Source organism: Streptomyces sp. SPB162 (genome assembly GCF_029504575.1).
Lineage (GTDB): Bacteria > Actinomycetota > Actinomycetes > Streptomycetales > Streptomycetaceae > Actinacidiphila.
The window spans coordinates 5,612,589-5,631,869 of record NZ_JAQFII010000001.1; the positions used below are offsets into that span (position 1 = coordinate 5,612,589).

The window sequence follows — 19,281 nt, forward strand, 5'->3', positions numbered from 1 at the left end:
GGCGCTACTGACGCGCGGTGACCAACGGCACACATACTGGCCGGTAACGTATCGGCGGTCGTGGCCGTAGGGTGATCGCCGTACGCTCCTCCCCACCCTCGACCGACATCCGGGAGACCGCATGCGCTCCGCGAAGGACTTCTTCCGCCCGCTGGCCGTAGGGGCTCCGGCCCCGGTACGGGAGGTGCCCTTCCGGCCCTCGCGGATGATCCACTTCTTCGACCCGGGCAACGAGAAGATGGCCGCCAAGGTCCCCTCCATCGCGCCCCAGGTGGACGTGCTGCTGGGCAACCTGGAGGACGCCATCCAGGCCGACCGCAAGGAGGCCGCCAGGAACGGGCTCGTGAAGATCGCCCAGGCGACGGAGTTCGGCGACACCCAGCTGTGGACGCGGATCAACAGCCTGGACTCCCCGTGGGCGCTGGACGACCTGGTCACCCTGGTCACCGAGATCGGCGACAAGCTCGACGTCATCATGGTGCCCAAGGTCGAGGGCGCCGAGGACATCCACTACGTCGACCGGCTGCTGGCGCAGCTGGAGGCGAAGGCCGGCGTGACGCGGCCGATCCTGGTGCACGCCATCCTGGAGACCGCGACCGGCGTCGCCAACGTCGAGGAGATCGCCGGCGCCAGCCCCCGGATGCAGGGCATCTCGCTGGGCCCGGCCGACCTGGCCGCCAGCCGCCGCATGAAGACCACCCGGGTCGGCGGCGGCCACCCCGGCTACCTGGTCAGGGAGGACCCGAGCACGTCGGACGCCGACGCGCCGCGCGCCACCTTCCAGCAGGACCTGTGGCACTACACGATCGCCCGCATGGTCGACGCCTGCGCCGCGCACGGGATCCTGCCGTACTACGGCCCCTTCGGCGACATCCGCGACACCCTCGCCTGCGAGGACCAGTTCAGGAACGCCTTCCTGCTCGGCTGCGTCGGCGCCTGGAGCCTGCACCCGGTGCAGATCGCCATCGCCAAGAAGGTCTTCTCGCCCTCCCCGGCCGATGTCGCCTGGGCCCGCAAGGTGATCGACGCGATGGGCGACGGCACCGGCGCCGTCATGATCGACGGCAAGATGCAGGACGACGCGACGTACAAGCAGTGCCTGGTCGTCTCCGAACTCGCCGACACCCTCGCCGCACGCGACCCCGAGCTCGCCGAGGCCTACGCCGCGGCAGAGAAGGAGTGACGACCATGACGGACACCACGCTGCGCCCCCGCCGCTCCGTGCTCTACATGCCCGGGGCCAACGAACGCGCGCTGGAGAAGGCCAAGACGCTCCCCACCGACGCGCTCATCCTCGACCTCGAGGACTCCGTGGCACCGGACGCCAAGGCCGACGCCCGCAAGCGCGTCGCCGCCGCGGCCGCGTCCGGGGAGTACGGCTACCGCGAGGTGACGATCCGGGTCAACGCCCCGGACACCGCCTGGCACGCCGACGACCTGCGCGCCGCGGCCGAGGCGGGCCCGGACGCCGTCGTCGTCCCGAAGGTCGACTCCCCGGAGACCGTCCGGGCCGTCGAACGCGCCCTGGAGGCGGCCGGCGCCCCCGACCGCACCGCGATCTGGGCCATGATCGAGACGCCGCGGGCCATGTTCGACGCCCGCGCCATCGCCGCCGCGAGCGAGCGGCTGACTGTCCTGGTGATGGGCACCAACGATCTGGCCAAGGAACTGCACGCCGAGCACGTCCCCGGCCGGGCCCCGCTGCTGACCGGTCTGTCGCTGGCGCTGCTCGCCGCCCGCGCCACCGGCAAGACCATCTTGGACGGTGTCTACAACGACGTGCAGGACCTGGCGGGCTTCGAAGCCGAATGTCTCCAAGGACGCCAGTTCGGATTCGACGGCAAGACCCTGATCCACCCGAAGCAGTTGGAGCCCTGCAACCGGCTCTTCGCACCCTCCGAAGCCGCGGTCGAGCACTCCCGCCGGATCATCGAAGCGTTCGATCAGGCCACGTCAGAGGGGCGCGGCGTGGTCACGGTCGACGGCCGGATGATCGAGAACCTGCACGTCGAGGACGCCCGCAGGATCCTCGCGCTGGCCGAAGCGGTCGCCGGACGGTAGGGCGAAAGGTACGGAAAACCGGGCCCCGCGCACTCCGCGCGGGGCCCGGTTCTCGTGTGGTTCTGTCGATACCCGCCATGAAGTCGCGGCGGACACTGTACGAAGTGGACCCCCCGGTTGCGGGGGTCCCGCTCGTACTGTCGATACATGAGCTTTCTGGAAGAGGTGCCCACCGAGGTGAACGACGCTCGTGGGCGCGTGGCCGAGCTCCGTGCGATCCGCGAGGAGGTCCTTGCCGGCCCCAGCGAGCGGGCCACCGAGGCGCAGCGCGCCAAGGGCAAGCTGACCGCACGTGAGCGGATCGCCCTGCTGCTGGACGAGGGCTCCTTCAACGAGGTCGAGCCGCTGCGCAGGCACCGCGCCACCGGCTTCGGCCTGGAGGCCAAGAAGCCGTACACCGACGGGGTCATCACCGGCTGGGGCACCGTCCACGGCCGGACCGTGTTCGTGTACGCGCACGACTTCCGGATCTTCGGCGGCGCGCTCGGCGAGGCGCACGCCACCAAGATCCACAAGATCATGGACATGGCCATCTCGGCCGGCGCACCGCTGGTGTCGCTGAACGACGGCGCCGGCGCCCGTATCCAGGAGGGCGTCTCGGCGCTCGCCGGCTACGGCGGCATCTTCCAGCGCAACACCCGGGCCTCGGGCGTCATCCCGCAGATCTCGGTGATGCTCGGCCCGTGCGCGGGCGGCGCGGCCTACAGCCCGGCCCTGACCGACTTCGTCTTCATGGTCCGCGAGACCTCGCAGATGTTCATCACGGGACCGGACGTCGTCCAGGCCGTGACCGGCGAGAAGATCTCACAGAACGGGCTCGGCGGCGCCGACGTCCACTCCGAGGTCTCCGGCGTCTCGCACTTCGCCTACGACGACGAGCAGCACTGCCTCGAAGAGGTCCGCTACCTGCTCTCGCTGCTCCCGCAGAACAACCGGGAGAACCCGCCGGCCACCGAGACCTCCGACCCGGCCGACCGCCGCGGCGACGTCCTGCTGGACCTCGTGCCGGCCGACGGCAACCGCGCGTACGACATGCGCAAGGTCATCGAGGAGATCGTCGACGAGGGCGAGTTCCTGGAGATCCACGAGCGGTGGGCCACCAACATCATCGTCGCGCTCTCCCGGCTGGACGGCCAGGTGGTGGGCATCATCGCCAACCAGCCCAACAGCATGGCGGGCGTCCTGGACATCGCGGCCTCCGAAAAGGCCGCCCGTTTCGTACAGATGTGCGATGCATTCAACATCCCGCTCATCACCCTCCTGGACGTACCCGGCTTCCTGCCCGGCGTTGACCAGGAGCATGGTGGGATCATCCGGCACGGAGCGAAGCTGCTCTACGCGTACTGCAACGCCACCGTGCCGCGGATCTCGCTGATCCTGCGCAAGGCCTACGGCGGCGCCTACATCGTCATGGACTCCCAGTCCATCGGGGCCGACCTCACGTATGCCTGGCCCACCAACGAGATCGCGGTGATGGGCGCGGAAGGTGCCGCCAACGTCATCTTCCGCAAGCAGATCGCCGAGGCCGACGATCCCGAGGCCATGCGTGCCCGCATGGTCAAGGAGTACAAGGCCGAACTGATGCATCCCTACTACGCCGCGGAACGCGGTCTGGTGGACGACGTCATCGACCCGGCAGACACCCGCGAGGTCCTCATCCGCTCGCTGGCGATGCTCCGCACCAAGCACGCTGACCTGCCGTCGCGCAAGCACGGCAACCCGCCGCAGTAATGGAGAGCACTTTGAGTACTCCCGCCGACACCCTGGCCCCCGAGATACAGGCTCCCGCAGCGACCGCGGCCCCCGCAGCGACCGCGGCCACCGCGGCCCCCGAGAACACGGCGCGCGACACGCTCGTCCGCGTCGAGAAGGGTCACGCCAGTGCCGAGGAGCTCGCGGCGCTGACCGCGGTCCTGCTAGCCCGCGCCGCCGCCAACGGGCAGGCCGCCACCAGTTACGAGCAGCCCCGTTCCACGGCCGGCTGGCGCCGCCTGGAGCGCACCCCGGGCTTCCGCAGCTCGCACAGCTGGCAGGGCTGATCCCGCCAGCGGGTCACAGAACGACAGAACGTCAGAACGCCGGGCAGGCCCCCACGGGGCCGCCCGGCGTTCTGCTCTGTGGGAGGAGCCTCAGCGCAGGCGCGCCATCAGCGCGTGCTCGACGAGGGTGATCAGCGCGGACTTGGCCTCGCCGCGGTTGCGGGCGTCCGTGGTGATGATCGGTGCCTCGGGCCCGATCTGCAGGGCCTCGCGCACCTCCTCGGGGCCGTACGGCTGGTGTCCGTCGAAGCCGTTGAGCGCGATCACGAACGGCAGGCCGCTGTTCTCGAAGTAGTCGACGGCCGGGAAGCAGTCCGCCAGCCGTCGGGTGTCCACCAGGACCACGGCGCCGATCGCCCCGCGCACCAGGTCGTCCCACATGAACCAGAAGCGGTCCTGGCCCGGCGTACCGAAGAGGTACAGGATCAGGTCCTCGTCCAGCGTTATGCGGCCGAAGTCCATCGCCACGGTGGTCGTGGTCTTGTCGGGCGCGTGCGTCAGGTCGTCGATGCCGGCCGACGCGGAGGTCATCACAGCTTCGGTGCGCAGCGGGTTGATCTCCGACACGGCACCGACGAACGTGGTCTTGCCCACGCCGAACCCGCCCGCCACCACGATCTTCGCGGAGGTCGTGGAGCGGGTCGCCCCGTTAGAGCTTGCGAAGTCCACTGAGCACCCTTTCAAGCAATGTCACTTCTGGCTGACCACCCGCGGACTCGTCGCCACCGGGCTGGTGGACGGCGACCAACCCGGCCTCGGCCAGGTCGGCGACGAGGATGCGGGCGACGCCGAGAGGGATCGACAGCAGCGCGGAGATCTCCGCCACCGACTTGATCTCGCGGCAGAGGATGCAGATCCGCTGGTGCTCGGGCAACTGCCCGCGCAGCTGCACCGGGTCGGCCGTGGTGCTGACCAGTGCCTCGATGGCGAGCTGGTAGCGCGGCCGGGTCCGGCCACCGGTCATGGCGTAGGGCCGCACCAGCCCGGAGGGCGCCTGGGCGCGCTGCCGGCCGGCGGGCCGCGCCGGTGCCTGCGGCGGGTCGTATGGCTGCATCCGCGGCTGGCGGTAGCGCGGTTCCGGCTCAGGAGTGGGAGCCGAGGGGAAGTTGTAGCGGTTCAGAGGCGGCTGCTGCTGCTGGCTGCCGTACGGATCTCCGCCTGGTGGCGTTGTCACGGTTCCTCCTCCTGATGAGGTTATGCGGGCTGCGTTCCCGCACCCTATGGGTACGGGGACGCGCCCGCACGCCTGTCCGTTAGTTGAGCAGGCATCTAGTTGCGCAGACTGCTAATTGAGCAGACTGCCTTGAAGTTCGGAGCGCAGGTCGGGGGTGAGGACGGTCCCGGTCCGGTCGACGAGCAGGGCCATCTCGTAGCCGACGAGGCCGATGTCGCACTCGGGGTGGGCGAGTACGGCGATCGAGGAGCCCTCGGAGACGGACATGATGAAGAGGAATCCGCGTTCCATCTCGACGACCGTCTGGTTGACGGCACCGCCTTCGAAGATGCGGGAGGCTCCGGCGGTGAGCGAGGTCAGGCCGGAGGCGACGGCGGCGAGCTGATCGGCGCGGTCGCGAGGGAAGCCCTCGGACATCGCGAGCAGCAGGCCGTCGGCGGAGACCACTACCGTGTGGGACACCCCGGGGGTGTTGTCCACGAAGTTGGTGATCAACCAGTTCAGGTTCTGTGCCGCCTGGCTCATCGGACTCAACTAACGCTCCTGGTTCTGAGGGCCACCGTGGTGATTGTCGGGGGCCTGGCCGTTCGTGTCAGTTCCCGCAGTGCGTCCCTGCTGGACGCCACGGCGCAGGTTACTCAACCGGCCGCGGACATCCTCCGGCGCGCGGGAGACCTGTGGGCCGCCCTGCGGAGTCTGCTGTGCGGTACCCGCGACCAGGTTGGCCTTGGGTACTCGACGGGGCAGGCCGGAGGGGGTCACCCCGCCCGCCTTGGGTTCGCGGACCTGTTCGGCCCGCTGCCAGTGCTGGTCGTTCTGGGAACGCCAGTCGGTCTCGGCCTCTTCCGGCGCCTGTTCCGGCTCGGGATCGGGCTGGGGGACCGGCTGGGGGACCGGCTGGGCCGCCGGTTCCGCCGCCGCCTGGTCCGGCTGCGGCCACTGCCGGTCGCGGCGTGGCAGGCCGGCATCCGTCAGCGAGGGGGAGCCTACGCTCTCCGGCGCCGTGAAGGGCGTTCCGGCAACGGAATCCGGCGCCTGCTCCTCCTGGCGGGCGACGGGCTGCGCCCAGTCGTCCAGCACGGGTGGGGCGGAAGGTCCGGAAGATGCGGGCTGGGCGGGGAAGTCCTGCTGCCAGTCCGGCTCGTAGGGCGCCTGCTGCTGGTAGGAGGGCTGCGCGCCGTACTCGTCCTGCCCGCTGTACTCCGGCTGTCCACCGAAGTCCTGTCCGGCGAAATCCTGCCCCTGGAAGTCCTGGGCCGGGTAGCCCTGCCCCTGGAAGTCCTGACCCTCGGAGTAGCCGCCGTCGTACTGCGGCTCGTACCCCTGCGGGCCCCGCTGCTGCGGGAGGTCGCCGCCGAACATGGCGACGTCCTCCGGCCGTTCCGCGGCCGAGGCCTCCAGCTGGGCGCGCCGCTCCTCGCGCAGCAGCGAGCGGCCGACGGGGTCGAGCCCTGCGGGGGCGCCTCCCACGGTGAACGCGGACTGGTCGGAACGCTCGTACTGGGAGTCGTCGAAGCCCAACTCGGCGGCGGTCGGCTGGTAGCCGAACTCGGCGGTCGAGTGCTCGGGGACGATGCGCGACACGGTGAAGTCCGTGTCGTCGTCCTCGGGCAGCTGGTCCTCGCCGCCACCACCGTGGGTGATCGGCTCCGGGAGCATGACCAGCGAGGTCGTGCCGGCCTGCTCGCCCGAGGGGCGCAGCTGGACGCGGACCCCGTGCCGGTCGGCGAGGCGGCCGACCACGAACAGGCCCATGCGCTGGGAGATCGCGACGTCCACGGTCGGCGGGTCGGCCAGCTTGTGGTTGATGTCGGCGAAGTCCTCGGCGGTGAGGCCGATGCCCTTGTCGTGGATCTCGACCATCACACGGCCGTCCGGCAGCCGGGTCGCGGTGACCCGCACCTTGGTCTGCGGCGACGAGAACGTGGTGGCGTTTCTCCAGCAGCTCGGCCAGCAGGTGCACGAGGTCGGTCACGGCGGTGCCGTGGATGTCCGACTCGGGTATGCCGACCAGCTCGATGCGCTCGTACGCCTCCACCTCGGAGGCCGCTGCACGCAGCACGTCGACGAGCGGGACCGGCTGGTTCCAGCGGCGGCCCGGCTCCTCGCCGGCGAGGACCAGCAGGTTCTCGCCGTTGCGCCGCATACGGGTGGCGAGGTGGTCCATCTTGAACAGGTTCTCGAGCTGGTCCGGGTCCGCCTCGTTGTTCTCCAGCTCGGTGATCAGTGTGAGCTGGCGCTGGATGAGGCCCTGGTTCCGACGCGAGAGGTTGGTGAAGATCGCGTTGACGTTGCCCCGCAGCAGTGCCTGCTCGGCGGCGAGCCGGACGGCCTCGCGGTGCACCTGGTCGAAGGCGCGGGCGACCTCGCCGATCTCGTCGTGGCTGGTGATCGGGATCGGGATGACGGTGGTGTCCACCCGGCCCGGGTCGGTGCGCGACAGCTGGTCGACCAGCCCCGGAAGCCGCTGTTCCGCGACGTCGAAGGCGGCGTTGCGCAGCTTGCGCATGCTGCGGCTCATGTTGCGGGCCATCATGCCCGCGACGATGAAGGCCAGGATCAGGGCGAGGACCACGATGGCCGCGTTGATGATCGCGTCGGTCTTGGCGCTGGAGGAGATGGTCTCCGCGTCGTTCACGGCGGTCTCGGCGAGGTTCTGCTCGACGGTCCGGTACGCGTCGAAGGCCAGGGTGTTGCTGGCGAACCAGCTCTCCGGCGTGATGCCCTCGGCGCGGAGCTCCCTGGCCGACTTGTCCGAGGCGATCTCGATGACCATCTTCTCGATCGTCGGCGGCTTCACGAACGTCTGACCGGCCTGCTCGGCCTGGGCGGCGGCGGCCGTGAGCTGCTCCTCGCCCTTCTTGTCCGCGGCGGCCTGGGCGTCCTTCAGGTGCTGGGCGTCGGCGGGGGTGCCGCCGCCGGTGTACTCCTGGAGCGCGATGCGCTGGAGGTAGAGGTACGAGGTGAGGGCGGTCTGCTGGAGCTTCTTCTCCTTGGCCGGCACCTGCCCCTCGACCAGGATGTGCATACCGATGGAGCGGGTGAGCGACTCGGCGGCCTTGGACAGCGAAATGGCGTACAGGGTACGGCCGTAGCTGGTGATGTTCCCGGTGCCCAGGCTCAGCTCGTTGGCGAGCTCCATCAGCGGGTGCTGCACGCTGACGTACGCCTCTTCGGTCTGCCGGTCGGGCAGCTGCCGGGTGTAGGCGGCCTTGCGGATGGCCTGCAGGCTGGGCTCCGCCCTGCGGAAGCCCTCCACGCGGCGCTCCAGCGAGGCGGAGGACGGCATCTGGTCGACGGCCTCGTTGAAGGCCTGGGCGGCGGCGTCGGTGGCGGCGTAGGCCCCCGTCACGATGGGATCGCTGCGCTTGCCCTGGACGAGGGGAACGACCGTGACGTCACGTTCGTTGATCAAGGCGTGGCTGTAACCGGCGGCGGCACGCACCAGGTTCGCGGTCCGCTTCGCCGCGTCCGCCTCCTGCCAGGTGTGCACCGAGTTCTGCACGGTGAAACCGCCCATGATGAGGGCGACGATGACCGGGATGAGGAGGATGGCGTTCAGCCTCGTGGCCACCCGCCAGTTCCGCACCGCGAAACGGCTGCCGGACCCGGCGGGCTCCGGGGTGGCGACAGCGGTCGCGTCGGGCACGCCCTCGTACCGCTGGGGCGGCGTGAAATTGCCCCGGGGGCCTTCCGGGGAGCCCGGCTCTGCTCGCCTCGTGTCCCTCACTTGACCAACAACCTCTCGGCGACAACACAGCAAAGTGCCGTTACTACTCTCGGGTTCTGCGAATTTCAGCACGTCATGGGGGTACTAGCCAAACGTCGTACAAAGTGAAACGAAGAGTCGAACACCCTGGCATAAATGGGGCATAAGCTCTTTGGTGCGCCATTTCCCCTGGCGGGTATCACCGCAACGGAACCGATCGAGCGCGGGGGGGTGTTCGCCACCCGCCGATTCTCTGTCGAAACGTTATGAACGCAAGAACCGGCCGTGTCAAATGACACAGCCGGTTCTCCGTACAAGAGGCAACCACGAAGGCTTACTTGAGTCGCGCCAGCAGCGCGTGCTCAACGAGCGTGATCAGAGCGCTCTTCGCCTCGCCGCGGTGCCGGGCGTCGGTGGTGATGATCGGTGCCTCGGGCCCGATCTGCAGGGCCTCGCGCACCTCCTCCGGCCGGTAGGGCTGGTGGCCCTCGAAACCGTTGAGGGCGACGACGAACGGCAGGCCGCTGTTCTCGAAGTAGTCCACGGCCGGGAAGCAGTCCGCCAGCCGGCGCGTGTCGACCAGCACGACGGCGCCGATCGCGCCCCGCACCAGGTCGTCCCACATGAACCAGAAGCGGTCCTGGCCCGGCGTACCGAACAGGTACAGGATCAGGTCGTCATCGAGGGTGATACGGCCGAAGTCCATCGCCACCGTGGTGGTCGTCTTGTCCTGGACGTGGCTGAGGTCGTCGATCCCTGCCGACGCGGAGGTCATGACGGCCTCCGTGCGCAGCGGGTTGATCTCCGAGACCGCGCCGACGAACGTGGTCTTGCCCACGCCGAAGCCGCCCGCCACCACGATCTTGGCCGAGGTGGTGGACCGGGCCACAGGCGGGCCGTAAGCCGCCTGCGGTTGCGGTCTAGAGCTTGCGAAGTCCACTGAGCACCCTTTCGAGCAGTGTCACATCAGGCTGTCCGCCGGCCTCGCCACTGCCCGGCTGGTGAATAGCGACCATGCCGGCCTCTGCGAGGTCGGCCACGAGAATGCGGGCCACACCGAGCGGGAAACCGAGCAGCGCGGAGATTTCCGCGACCGACTTGATCTCCCGGCAGAGGTGGCAGATCCGCTGGTGTTCGGGGAGCAGCCCCTGGTACTGGCCCGCATCCGCAGTCGTGCTGACCAGTGCCTCGATGGCGAGCTGGTAGCGAGGCCGGGTACGGCCACCGGTCATGGCGTACGGCCGCACCAGCGGCTGGTCGCCTTCATCCCCGTACGGCGCGTGGTGGGACGCGCCGTACGGGCCCGGCGAGGCGGGTGGCGGGGTCATGAGGGTCCTCCGTGTCCGGGCAAAACGGTCTCGGTGCAGGAAGTACACATCGTGCGGAAAAGCTGGGGGCGGGCGGTCAGTGCAGCAGACTGCCCTGGAGTTCGGAGCGCAGGTCGGGGGTGAGGACGGTCCCGGCCCGGTCGACCAGCAGGGCCATCTCGTAGCCGACGAGGCCGATGTCGCACTCGGGGTGGGCGAGCACGGCGATCGACGAACCCTCCGAGACGGACATGATGAAGAGGAATCCGCGTTCCATCTCGACGACCGTCTGGTTGACGGCACCGCCTTCGAAGATGCGGGAGGCTCCGGCGGTGAGCGAGGTCAGGCCGGAGGCGACGGCGGCGAGCTGATCGGCGCGGTCACGAGGGAAACCCTCGGACATCGCGAGCAGCAGGCCGTCGGCGGAGACCACCACCGTGTGGGACACCCCAGGGGTGTTGTCCACGAAGTTCGTGATCAACCAGTTCAGATTCTGTGCCGCCTGGCTCATCGCGCTCAACTATCGCTCCTGGTTATTCGTGCCGAAGCCCCGGCCGTCGGTGTTGCCATTGCCCGCTTCACGGCCCTGCTGGATGCCGCGCCGGAGGTTCGTCAGCCGGCCGCGCACATCGTCGGGCGCCCGGGAGACCTGCGGACCACCCTGCGGCGCTTGCGGGGGAGTGGCCCCGCCTGCGACCAGGTTGGCCTTGGGCACCCGGCGCGGCAGACCGGAGGGAGTGACCCCGCCCGCCGACGGCTCGCGGACCTGCTCGGCCCGCTGCCGCAGTTCGTCGTTGGGAGAGGTACGCCAGTTCGGCGTCTCCCGGGGCGCCGGCTGGGTCGGCTGGGCCGGGGTGACCGGCCGCGCCTGCACCGGAGCCGGCGCGGGCTGCTCCGCTCGAACCCGCTGCGGCTGCTGCGGCTGGGCCGGAAGCGGCTGCTGCTGCGCCGGCGGCGTCTGCCGGGGCTGCGGAACGGGACGGACCGGAGCGGCGGGCGCGGTGGGCGCGGTGGGCGCGGCGGGAGCCGCCCGTTCCACGTGCACCTGCTGCATCCGCTCGGCCTGACCGGTACGGAACCAGTCGGACTCGATCGAGGCGAAGATCGGCGTGGGCTCGTCACCGCGGGACGGGGCCGGCGGCAGTGCCATCGGCTCGGAGACCGGCGGCAGCTGCGGCTCGAGGCCGCGGTTCGGCTGCCGGTCGCCCTGCTGCGGGTACCCCTGCTGCTGGTTGCCCTGCTGCTGGCCCTGCCGGCCGTTCTGCGACGGCTGGCCCTGCGGCGGCCGGTTGCCGTTGAACCCGCCGTCGGCCGGACGCCCGCCGCGCTGCGGCAGACCCTGGGCCGGGACGTTCTGACCCGGGTACGGCTCGGTCGGTGACCGGTCGCCCGCCGGGGGGTTGCCGACCACCGGGAACTGCCCGGTGTCGGTCCGACCGTCGGGGTAACCGGCGCCGGGGCCGGCCTGCCGGCCGGCCGGCAGCGGGAACTCGCCGGTGCCGCTGTTGTCGGGCTGGGGGCGCTGGAACTGACCCGTGGACTCCGGCTGGTACCCGTCGGGGCGAGCCCCGCCGCGTGCCGGGGCCGGGCCCGGTGCTCCGCCGAAGACGTCGGAGCGGAAGCCGCCGGGGCCCGCGTCCTGCGCGGTGGGCGCGGGGTACGGGTTGGAGGTCGGCGAGAACGGGTCGCCGAGCGGCAGACCGGCGTCCTGGCGGGAGCCGGCGCCGGCGCTCGGACGCTGGTAGTCGCCCCGCGGCTGCGGCTGCGGCTGCGGCTGCTGGGGCTGCTGCTGCGGGCGGGAGCCGGGCGGCGGACCGTTGAAGTCGGGGCGCTCGAACCGGGCGGTGGACTCCACGTCCTCGTGGCCGCGCGGGGCGTCCATCGCGGGACCGTGTTCGGACCGGGCCGCCGGCGCGGGCGGGAAGCCCTGCGGGTTCCCACCGCGCTGCGGCGGGCCCTGCTGCTGGCCGTTCTGCGGCTGCTGGCCGCCCTGGGCCCAGCTGGGTCCCGCGGGCTGCTGCTGACCGCTCTGCTGGCCGTTCTGCTGGCCGCCGCGCCGGGTTCCCGTGCCGGGCTGGCCACCGGGGCCCCCCGGGCCGGAGTTGAGCGCCGGGCGCTGCCCGCCGCCCGCGACCTGGCCGCGCTGCGGCGGCCGCCCGACCTGTCCCGCGGGACCGGCGGGGGCACCGAAGGCGTTGGTGGCGGGGGCGCCGGGGCCGTTCGGCGTACCGGGCATGCCCGTCGCGATGGGGCCGCGCTTGCCGGCGGCCGCGTTCTTGGCGTTCTGGCCGCCCTGCGTGACGTCCACCGGCAGCATGACGAGCGCGGTGGTGCCGCCCGAGTCCGACGGGCGCAGCTGGATGCGGATGCCGTGTCGCAGGGACAGGCGGCCGACCACGAACAGGCCCATGCGGCGGGAGACCGAGACGTCCACGGTCGGCGGGTTGGCGAGCCGCTCGTTGATGTCCGACAGGTCCTCGGGCGAGAGCCCGATGCCGGTGTCGTGGATCTCGATGAGCACCCGGCCGTCCGGCAGCGCGTGGCCGGTGACCTTCACCTTGGTCTGCGGGGAGGAGAACGACGTGGCGTTCTCCAGCAGTTCGGCGAGCAGGTGGACGAGGTCGTTGACGATACGGCCGGTGACCTCGGCGGCGGGCACCGAGGTGAGCTCGATGCGCTCGTACTGCTCCACCTCGGAGGCGGCGGCGCGGAGCACGTCGACCAGCGGCACCGGACGGGTCCAGCGGCGGCCCGGCTCCTCACCGGCGAGAACGAGGAGGTTCTCGCCGTTACGGCGCATACGGGTCGCGAGGTGGTCGAGCTTGAAGAGGCTGGACAGCTGGTCCGGGTCGGCCTCGCGGCTCTCCAGCTCGGAGATGAGCGAGAGCTGGCGCTGGATGAGCCCCTGGCTGCGGCGCGAGAGGTTGGTGAACATCGCGTTGACGTTCCCTCGCAGGAGCGCCTGCTCGGCGGCGAGCCGGACGGCCTCGCTGTGGACCTCGTCGAACGCGCGGGCCACCTGGCCGATCTCGTCCCGGCTGTGGATGCCGATCGAGACGACGGAGGTGTCGACGTCCTGCGGGTCGGACTCCGACAGCTGCTTGACCAGCTCGGGCAGTCGCTTCTGGGCGACGTCCTGGGCGGTCTCCTGCAGCCGGCGCAGCGAGCGGATCATCGAGCGGGCCACGATGAAGGCGCCGACGACGGCGACACCGAGCACGATGAGGATGATCGCACCGTCGATGATCGCCTGGCGCTGGGCCTCGCCCCGCAGCTTGAGGGCCTGCTGCTGCATCTCGTTGAGCAGCGACCGCTCGATGTTGGTCATCGCCTGGATCTTGCTCCGGGCGGCGTCGTCCCAGTCGCGGTAGGTGGCTCCGGTGTCCGCGAAGGTGTTGATGCCGCTCTTGGAGTTCAGGATCCGGCCGGCGGTGGTGTCGTGGTTCTTGATCGTGTCGTTGCCGCCCTCGAGGGGGGCCATCAGCTCGGCGTAGTCGCTGCTCGTGACACCGATGTTGTAGATCTTCTGGAACCGGGTCAGCGCGGTCTTCTCGGACTGCGCGGCGGCCCTGGCGTACTGCCAGTCGTTCTCGGAGATCGTGGCGCCGGCCTGCGGGGCGAGTGCCGCGCTGATCACCGCGCGCTGGATGGACTCGAACTCCTTGGCGGAGGAGAACGCGGCCAGCGCGCGGGTGCTGCGGATCATCTCCTGGTTGCTGGTCGCCTGCGCCATGTCCTGGGACAGCGCGAGCAGCGACTGGATCAGCGAGTCGTACTTGTTGACCGTCAGCGCGATGTACTGCGGCTGCTGGTACGACTGGTCGCGGATCTCGTTGATGCTGCCGAGCTGCTGCTCGATGGCGAGCAGGGTGGCGCGGACACCGACGAAGACCTGGTCGTTCGGGTCCACGTCGTCGGTGGTGGTCTGGAAGACCTTGCGGTAGCGGTCGGTCGCCTCGCGGGAGGCACCGACGGCGTCGTCGCTCTTGCCGGTGCCCGAGGACATCGGTCCCGCGGAGCGGTCACGCTCCTCCTGCAGGGCGCCGGCGAGGTCGGTCGCGTGCTCGGTGATCTCGGTGAGCTGCTTCATGTGCTCGAGCTGGGCGATGTTGTCCAGCGAGCTGGAGATTCGCAGCGCACCCAGCGAGGTGGCCGCGACCACCGGCAGGGCGAGCAGAGAGATCAGACGGGTGCTGATCCTCCAGTTGCGCATGGCTATTCGGGGGCCTGGCTTACCGACACCGCCCGTGATCCGGCCGGCGTCGATGCCGCTGTGCGTGCTTGAGCGTCCGGCGGCCGCGGTGTTCACGGCGTCGTCGGATCGCTGCGGCGACGGACCGCTGTCGGCTCCGCCGGGCTGCTCCGGGTCACCCGCAGCGCCGCTGTCCCTCTTGAAACGTCCCTGCACTAGCGTCGCAACCTCTGGACCAGGCGTCCCCCGCACGTGCGGCGGGACGGTGTCGAGTCATGGGGGCCCCGGTGATCCCGGAGTAGGGATGACCGACGATGCCCTTCACCGCCACTCGATGCTCGTACGCGCCCCCTGACGCGCTGGCTTCGATTGATGTGGCGGTCCGGGGAATTCCAGCACAGTGCAGGATCTCCAACAAGGCCCGCAGCCCAGTCAATGGAATGAGTGACTCAATGCGCCGGTCCGGCCACGGAGGGTACAGGTCCGTTTCGGAGAAACCCGCGATTCTGGAACTTTTGGGCACCTGGGGGCGCTCCGGGCAGGTCGTCCTGCTGCTTGCGGGGTGCCGCCGGGGTGCACAGTAAGGTCCGTTAACTACCGTGATGTCCGCTTGGTGCACCCTTGGGGCCTGTCCGATTCGCGCTGAATGTCGGGTAGTTCGTGAGGAAAATCACAGCACGATCGTTGCCTGGGCCATGAGAAACGGGGAACTGTCGCCACTAGCCTGGATCTTTACGCACGGCAGCGTTGTGTAAACCAGTGCATGCAGGTGAATCCGCAGACCCACGCGCCCCGACCGGCGCCCCGACCCCCTGAGGCCCAGACACCCCATGAAGACCACCATGCTGTTCCGCCCGATCGCCAACCCGCGCCGCACCACCCTCGTGCACCTCAAGGACGCCGAGGAACTGCAGACGCCCGTGATCGCGGCCGAGGACATCATCGGCGACGTGCTGCCGCAGCAGACGGCCAACCCGCGCCGCACGATCCTCGTGGACGCGCCCAGCGCCTGACCCGGGCCGCGGGCGAAATCAGCCGGGAGTGCCGGGGCCTCACGTTAACCTGGACCAATCCAGTCTTCGGCCAGTGAGGGGCAGCAGCTTCCCGTGCGCATCGCCAGGTTCTCCATCGACGGCAATGTCGCCTTCGGCGCGGTCGAGGGCGACCCGACCGTCCCCGACGGCCTCGTCCTCGACATCATCAAGGGCATCCCGTTCGCCGAGTTCGAGCTCTCCGGCACCAAGGTGCCGCTGAGCAAGGTCCGGCTCCTTCCGCCGGTGCTCCCCAACAAGGTCGTGGCCATCGGCCGCAACTACGCCGAACACGCCGCGGAACTGGGCAACGAGGTCCCCGCGGTCCCGGTCGCGTTCTTCAAGCCGTCCACTTCCGTGGTCGGATCGGGTGACCCGATCGTGTACCCCTCGTTCTCGAACGAGGTGCACTACGAGGCGGAGCTGGCCGTCGTGATCAGCCGGCTGTGCCGCGAGGTCCCGCGCGAACGCGTCAAGGACGTCATCCTCGGCTACACCTGCGCCAACGACGTCACCGCACGCGACGCGCAGCGCGCCGAGGGCCAGTGGGCCCGCGCCAAGGGCTTCGACTCCGCTTGCCCCCTCGGCCCCTGGATCGAGACCGATCTGGACCCCTCGGACCTCGCCATCACGGCCACGGTCAACGGCGAACTGCGCCAGGCGGGCCGGACCAGCCAGATGGTTCGCTCGATCGAGGACCTGATCGTGCACATCACCGAGGCGATGACCCTGCTCCCGGGCGACGTCATCCTCACCGGCACCCCGGCAGGCGTCGGACCGCTCAACGTCGGCGACGAGGTCGCCGTCTCCATCGAAGGCATCGGCACTCTCACCAACAAGGTGATCAAGCGTGGCTAGCGCATCCCCCGTACGCGTCCGTTTCTGTCCCTCGCCGACCGGTAACCCGCACGTGGGCCTGGTCCGCACGGCCCTGTTCAACTGGGCGTTCGCCCGGCACCACCAGGGCACCCTGGTCTTCCGCATCGAGGACACCGACGCGGCCCGGGACTCCGAGGAGTCCTACCGGCTGCTGCTCGACTCGATGCGCTGGCTCGGCTTCGACTGGGACGAGGGCCCCGAGGTCGGCGGCCCGCACGCCCCCTACCGGCAGTCCGAGCGGATGGACCTCTACGCGGACGTCGCGAAGAAGCTCCAGGACGCGGGCCACGCCTACCAGTGCTACTGCACCACGCCCGAGCTGGACGCCCGCCGCGACGCCGCCCGCGCCGCCGGCCGCCCCTCGGGCTACGACGGCCACTGCCGTGACCTGAGCGCGGAGCAGATCGCGGCCTACGAGGGCGAGGGTCGCACCTCGATCGTCCGCTTCCGGATGCCGGACGCGCCGATCACCTTCACCGACCTGGTGCGCGGTGAGCTGACCTTCACCCCGGAGAACGTGCCCGACTTCGGCATCGTCCGGGCCAACGGCGCGCCGCTCTACACGCTGGTCAACCCAATCGACGACGCGCTGATGGAGATCACGCACGTGCTGCGAGGCGAGGACCTGCTGTCCTCCACCCCGCGGCAGGTCGCGCTGTACGGCGCGCTCGCCGAGATCGGCGTCGGCAACGGCACCACCCCGGCCTTCGGCCACCTCCCGTACGTCATGGGGGAGGGCAACAAGAAGCTCTCCAAGCGCGACCCGGAGGCCTCGCTCAACCTGTACCGCGAGCGCGGCTTCCTGCCCGAGGGCCTGCTCAACTACCTGTCGCTGCTCGGTTGGTCGCTCTCGGCCGACCAGGACGTCTTCTCGATGGACGAGATGGTCGCGGCCTTCGACATCGGGGCCGTCAACGCCAACCCGGCGCGCTTCGACCTGAAGAAGGCCGAGGCGATCAACGCCGACCACATCCGCCGGCTGGACGTGAAGGCCTTCACCGAGGCCTGCACCCCGTGGCTGAAGGCCCCGCACGCCAACTGGGCCCCCGAGTCCTTCGACCAGGCCGCCTGGGAGGCGATCGCCCCGTACGCCCAGACCCGCCTCCAGGTCCTGTCGGACATCACGGCCAACGTCGACTTCCTCTTCCTGGACCAGCCGGTCGAGGACGAGGCGTCCTGGCAGAAGGCGATGAAGGAGGGCTCCGACGCCCTGCTGCGCACCGCCCGCGCCAAGCTGGCCGACGCCGACTGGTCCGACCCGGAGTCGCTGAAGGGCGCGGTGCTGGCGGCGGGCGAGGAGCACGGCCTGAAGCTCGGCAAGGCCCAGGCCCCGGTCCGCGTCGCGGTCACCGGCCGCACGGTCGGCCTGCCGCTCTTCGAGTCCCTGCAGATCCTCGGCAAGGACCGGACCCTGGCCCGCGTGGACGCCGCGCTGGCGAAGCTCGGCGCCTGAAGGGTGTTGCGAAAGTCCCGCCTGGCCCTAACGGGCGAACGGCGCTCCCTTCGCAACACCCTTGAGGCTGTTTCAACCCTAGGCTGGACGGTATGCCGATCCGCGCTGTCCTTTGGGATGTAGACGACACCCTGTTCGACTTCACGACGGCCGACGGACAGGGCTTCGTGCGACACGTGACGGCCGAGGGCCTGGCCGGTGGATCCGAATCCGCCGACCAGGCCCTCGGCCGTTGGCAGCTCATCACCGCGCGCCACTGGCAGCGGTTCGCGGACGGCGCCACCGACTACGAGGGCCAGCGCCGCGACCGCGTGCGCGAGTTCCTGGGCGAGCCGCTGAGCGACGCGGAGGCCTCCGCCTGGTTTGCCCGCTACATCACCCACTACGAGGCCTCCTGGGCCCTGTTCCCGGACGCCACGCCCGCCGTGGTGGCGCTGGCTCCCGGGTATCGGCAGGGCATCCTGTCCAACTCCAGCAGCGTCCACCAGGAGCGCAAACTGCGCAGACTGGGGCTGCGGGACCATTTCGAGGTGCTGCTCTGCGCCGCGGAGCTGGGCGTGAGCAAGCCCGCCGCCGAGGCGTTCCTGGCGGGCTGCGAGGCGCTGGGGCTGCCGCCCGCCGAGGTCGCGTACGTCGGCGACCAGCCCGAGATCGATGCCCGGGGGGCGGACGAGGCGGGCCTCTTCGGCATCTGGCTGGACCGCCGGGGCACCGCCGCCGGCCCCGGTATCCCGCCGGACCTGCGAAGGATCATCGGACTGGCGGAGCTCCCCGCGCTGCTGGCCGCGAATACCGGTTTTGGAGCCCCGTCCCCCATCGGGTAATGTTCTTCCTGCGCCGCCCAACCGGGCCGAAAGGCCAGGCCGGAAGCGCAACATCAAACAAACCCCCGGACCGGGGGTTGTGTTTTGGTGGGGTATGGTGTAATTGGCAACACGAGGGTTTCTGGTTCCCTTATTCTAGGTTCGAGTCCTGGTACCCCAGCGCAGTACAAAGCAAGTGCGAGCCCCCGTTGTGTAGCGGCCTAGCACGCTGCCCTCTCACGGCAGTAGCGCCGGTTCGAATCCGGTCGGGGGTACAGATCCTTCTCTCCGTCGCCTTCAGGTCGCACCTGGCCGTGACGATGCAGGATCGCTAGGGCCCCCGTTGTGTAGCGGCCTAGCACGCTGCCCTCTCACGGCAGTAGCGCCGGTTCGAATCCGGTCGGGGGTACTTGACACACCATGGGGTATGGTGTAATTGGCAGCACGAGGGTTTCTGGTTCCCTTAGTCTAGGTTCGAGTCCTGGTACCCCAGCGCAGTATCGTATGTGAAGCAAGTGCGAGCCCCCGTTGTGTAGCGGCCTAGCACGCTGCCCTCTCACGGCAGTAGCGCCGGTTCGAATCCGGTCGGGGGTACGTATCGAAAGAGGCCCTCCGCTCCGGCGGAGGGCCTCT

Annotated in this window: 15 protein-coding genes, 5 tRNA genes and 1 pseudogene; 13 read left to right on the plus strand and 8 right to left on the minus strand. The window is 70.0% G+C overall.

Going from position 1 to position 19,281, the window contains the following annotated elements:
* Positions 1-121 precede the first annotated feature (121 nt).
* The 4 genes from M2266_RS25440 to M2266_RS25455 all read left to right on the plus strand — a co-directional run bounded on the left by M2266_RS25440 (position 122) and on the right by M2266_RS25455 (position 4,100).
* A complete protein-coding gene (locus M2266_RS25440) occupies positions 122-1,183 on the plus strand; it encodes a CoA ester lyase (RefSeq protein ID WP_277440283.1) in 1,062 nt (353 codons plus the stop codon).
* A gap of 5 nt (positions 1,184-1,188) precedes the next feature.
* The gene (locus M2266_RS25445; RefSeq protein WP_277440284.1) at positions 1,189-2,061 is read left to right on the plus strand and encodes a CoA ester lyase; all 873 of its coding nucleotides are present in this window, start codon (positions 1,189-1,191) and stop codon (positions 2,059-2,061) included.
* 147 nt (positions 2,062-2,208) lie between these two features.
* Positions 2,209-3,792 (plus strand): acyl-CoA carboxylase subunit beta, encoded by a 1,584-nt coding sequence (locus M2266_RS25450; protein WP_277440285.1) that lies wholly within the window; start codon positions 2,209-2,211, stop codon positions 3,790-3,792.
* Between the two features lie 44 nt (positions 3,793-3,836).
* Positions 3,837-4,100 carry an acyl-CoA carboxylase epsilon subunit gene (locus M2266_RS25455; RefSeq protein ID WP_277441348.1) on the plus strand — a complete coding sequence of 88 codons (264 nt, stop codon included), beginning with the start codon at positions 3,837-3,839 and terminating at the stop codon, positions 4,098-4,100.
* Between the two features lie 90 nt (positions 4,101-4,190).
* On the opposite strand, the gene M2266_RS25460 is transcribed toward M2266_RS25455, so the two are convergent.
* The 8 genes and pseudogenes from M2266_RS25460 to M2266_RS25495 all read right to left on the minus strand — a co-directional run bounded on the left by M2266_RS25460 (position 4,191) and on the right by M2266_RS25495 (position 14,503).
* A complete protein-coding gene (locus tag M2266_RS25460) occupies positions 4,191-4,769 on the minus strand; it encodes an ATP/GTP-binding protein (RefSeq protein ID WP_138358192.1) in 579 nt (192 codons plus the stop codon).
* Positions 4,750-5,274 (minus strand): DUF742 domain-containing protein, encoded by a 525-nt coding sequence (locus M2266_RS25465; protein ID WP_277440286.1) that lies wholly within the window; start codon positions 5,272-5,274, stop codon positions 4,750-4,752. Before M2266_RS25465 ends, M2266_RS25460 begins: the two co-directional genes overlap by 20 nt.
* A 111-nt stretch (positions 5,275-5,385) precedes the next feature.
* A complete protein-coding gene (locus M2266_RS25470) occupies positions 5,386-5,799 on the minus strand; it encodes a roadblock/LC7 domain-containing protein (RefSeq protein WP_269272720.1) in 414 nt (137 codons plus the stop codon).
* Between the two features lie 9 nt (positions 5,800-5,808).
* A pseudogene (locus M2266_RS25475) lies at positions 5,809-8,923 on the minus strand (nitrate- and nitrite sensing domain-containing protein).
* A gap of 394 nt (positions 8,924-9,317) precedes the next feature.
* The gene (locus M2266_RS25480) at positions 9,318-9,872 is read right to left on the minus strand and encodes an ATP/GTP-binding protein (RefSeq protein ID WP_138358186.1); all 555 of its coding nucleotides are present in this window, start codon (positions 9,870-9,872) and stop codon (positions 9,318-9,320) included.
* Between the two features lie 31 nt (positions 9,873-9,903).
* Positions 9,904-10,311 (minus strand): DUF742 domain-containing protein, encoded by a 408-nt coding sequence (locus M2266_RS25485; protein WP_138358185.1) that lies wholly within the window; start codon positions 10,309-10,311, stop codon positions 9,904-9,906.
* A 76-nt stretch (positions 10,312-10,387) separates the two neighbouring features.
* Entirely contained in the window at positions 10,388-10,801 is a 414-nt protein-coding gene (locus tag M2266_RS25490) for a roadblock/LC7 domain-containing protein (RefSeq protein ID WP_331283924.1), read from the minus strand.
* A gap of 9 nt (positions 10,802-10,810) precedes the next feature.
* A complete protein-coding gene (locus M2266_RS25495) occupies positions 10,811-14,503 on the minus strand; it encodes a nitrate- and nitrite sensing domain-containing protein (RefSeq protein WP_277440287.1) in 3,693 nt (1,230 codons plus the stop codon).
* A gap of 809 nt (positions 14,504-15,312) precedes the next feature.
* Here M2266_RS25495 and M2266_RS25500 point away from each other — a divergent pair.
* The 9 genes from M2266_RS25500 to M2266_RS25540 all read left to right on the plus strand — a co-directional run bounded on the left by M2266_RS25500 (position 15,313) and on the right by M2266_RS25540 (position 19,242).
* Complete coding sequence (locus tag M2266_RS25500) at positions 15,313-15,495, plus strand: hypothetical protein (protein ID WP_277440288.1); 183 nt, start codon at positions 15,313-15,315, stop codon at positions 15,493-15,495.
* 93 nt (positions 15,496-15,588) lie between these two features.
* Positions 15,589-16,371: a fumarylacetoacetate hydrolase family protein gene (locus tag M2266_RS25505; protein WP_277440289.1), complete on the plus strand. Its 783-nt coding sequence runs from the start codon at positions 15,589-15,591 to the stop codon at positions 16,369-16,371.
* Positions 16,364-17,845 (plus strand): glutamate--tRNA ligase, encoded by a 1,482-nt coding sequence (gene gltX / locus M2266_RS25510; protein WP_277440290.1) that lies wholly within the window; start codon positions 16,364-16,366, stop codon positions 17,843-17,845. Before M2266_RS25505 ends, gltX begins: the two co-directional genes overlap by 8 nt.
* Before the next feature lie 92 nt (positions 17,846-17,937).
* Positions 17,938-18,669, plus strand: coding sequence for an HAD family hydrolase (locus tag M2266_RS25515; protein ID WP_277440291.1), 732 nt, complete (start codon positions 17,938-17,940; stop codon positions 18,667-18,669).
* 88 nt (positions 18,670-18,757) lie between these two features.
* Positions 18,758-18,829 (plus strand) — tRNA-Gln (locus M2266_RS25520).
* 21 nt (positions 18,830-18,850) lie between these two features.
* A tRNA-Glu gene (locus tag M2266_RS25525) sits at positions 18,851-18,923 on the plus strand.
* Positions 18,924-18,984: 61 nt separating this feature from the next.
* Positions 18,985-19,057 (plus strand) — tRNA-Glu (locus tag M2266_RS25530).
* A 12-nt stretch (positions 19,058-19,069) separates the two neighbouring features.
* Positions 19,070-19,141, plus strand: a tRNA-Gln gene (locus M2266_RS25535).
* A 28-nt stretch (positions 19,142-19,169) separates the two neighbouring features.
* Positions 19,170-19,242: transfer RNA gene (locus tag M2266_RS25540), tRNA-Glu, on the plus strand.
* Positions 19,243-19,281: the final 39 nt, after the last annotated feature.

What these genes read in the sequence shown, in the direction of transcription:
- M2266_RS25440 (WP_277440283.1), top strand. Translation starts at nt 122, where the DNA reads ATGCGCTCCGCGAAGGACTTCTTCCGCCCGCTGGCCGTAGGGGCTCCG.
- M2266_RS25445 (WP_277440284.1), top strand. Translation starts at nt 1,189, where the DNA reads ATGACGGACACCACGCTGCGCCCCCGCCGCTCCGTGCTCTACATGCCC.
- M2266_RS25450 (WP_277440285.1), top strand. Translation starts at nt 2,209, where the DNA reads ATGAGCTTTCTGGAAGAGGTGCCCACCGAGGTGAACGACGCTCGTGGG.
- M2266_RS25470 (WP_269272720.1), bottom strand. Translation starts at nt 5,799, where the DNA reads ATGAGCCAGGCGGCACAGAACCTGAACTGGTTGATCACCAACTTCGTG.
- M2266_RS25485 (WP_138358185.1), bottom strand. Translation starts at nt 10,311, where the DNA reads ATGACCCCGCCACCCGCCTCGCCGGGCCCGTACGGCGCGTCCCACCAC.
- M2266_RS25490 (WP_331283924.1), bottom strand. Translation starts at nt 10,801, where the DNA reads ATGAGCCAGGCGGCACAGAATCTGAACTGGTTGATCACGAACTTCGTG.
- M2266_RS25495 (WP_277440287.1), bottom strand. Translation starts at nt 14,503, where the DNA reads ATGCGCAACTGGAGGATCAGCACCCGTCTGATCTCTCTGCTCGCCCTG.
- M2266_RS25500 (WP_277440288.1), top strand. Translation starts at nt 15,313, where the DNA reads ATGAAGACCACCATGCTGTTCCGCCCGATCGCCAACCCGCGCCGCACC.
- M2266_RS25515 (WP_277440291.1), top strand. Translation starts at nt 17,938, where the DNA reads ATGCCGATCCGCGCTGTCCTTTGGGATGTAGACGACACCCTGTTCGAC.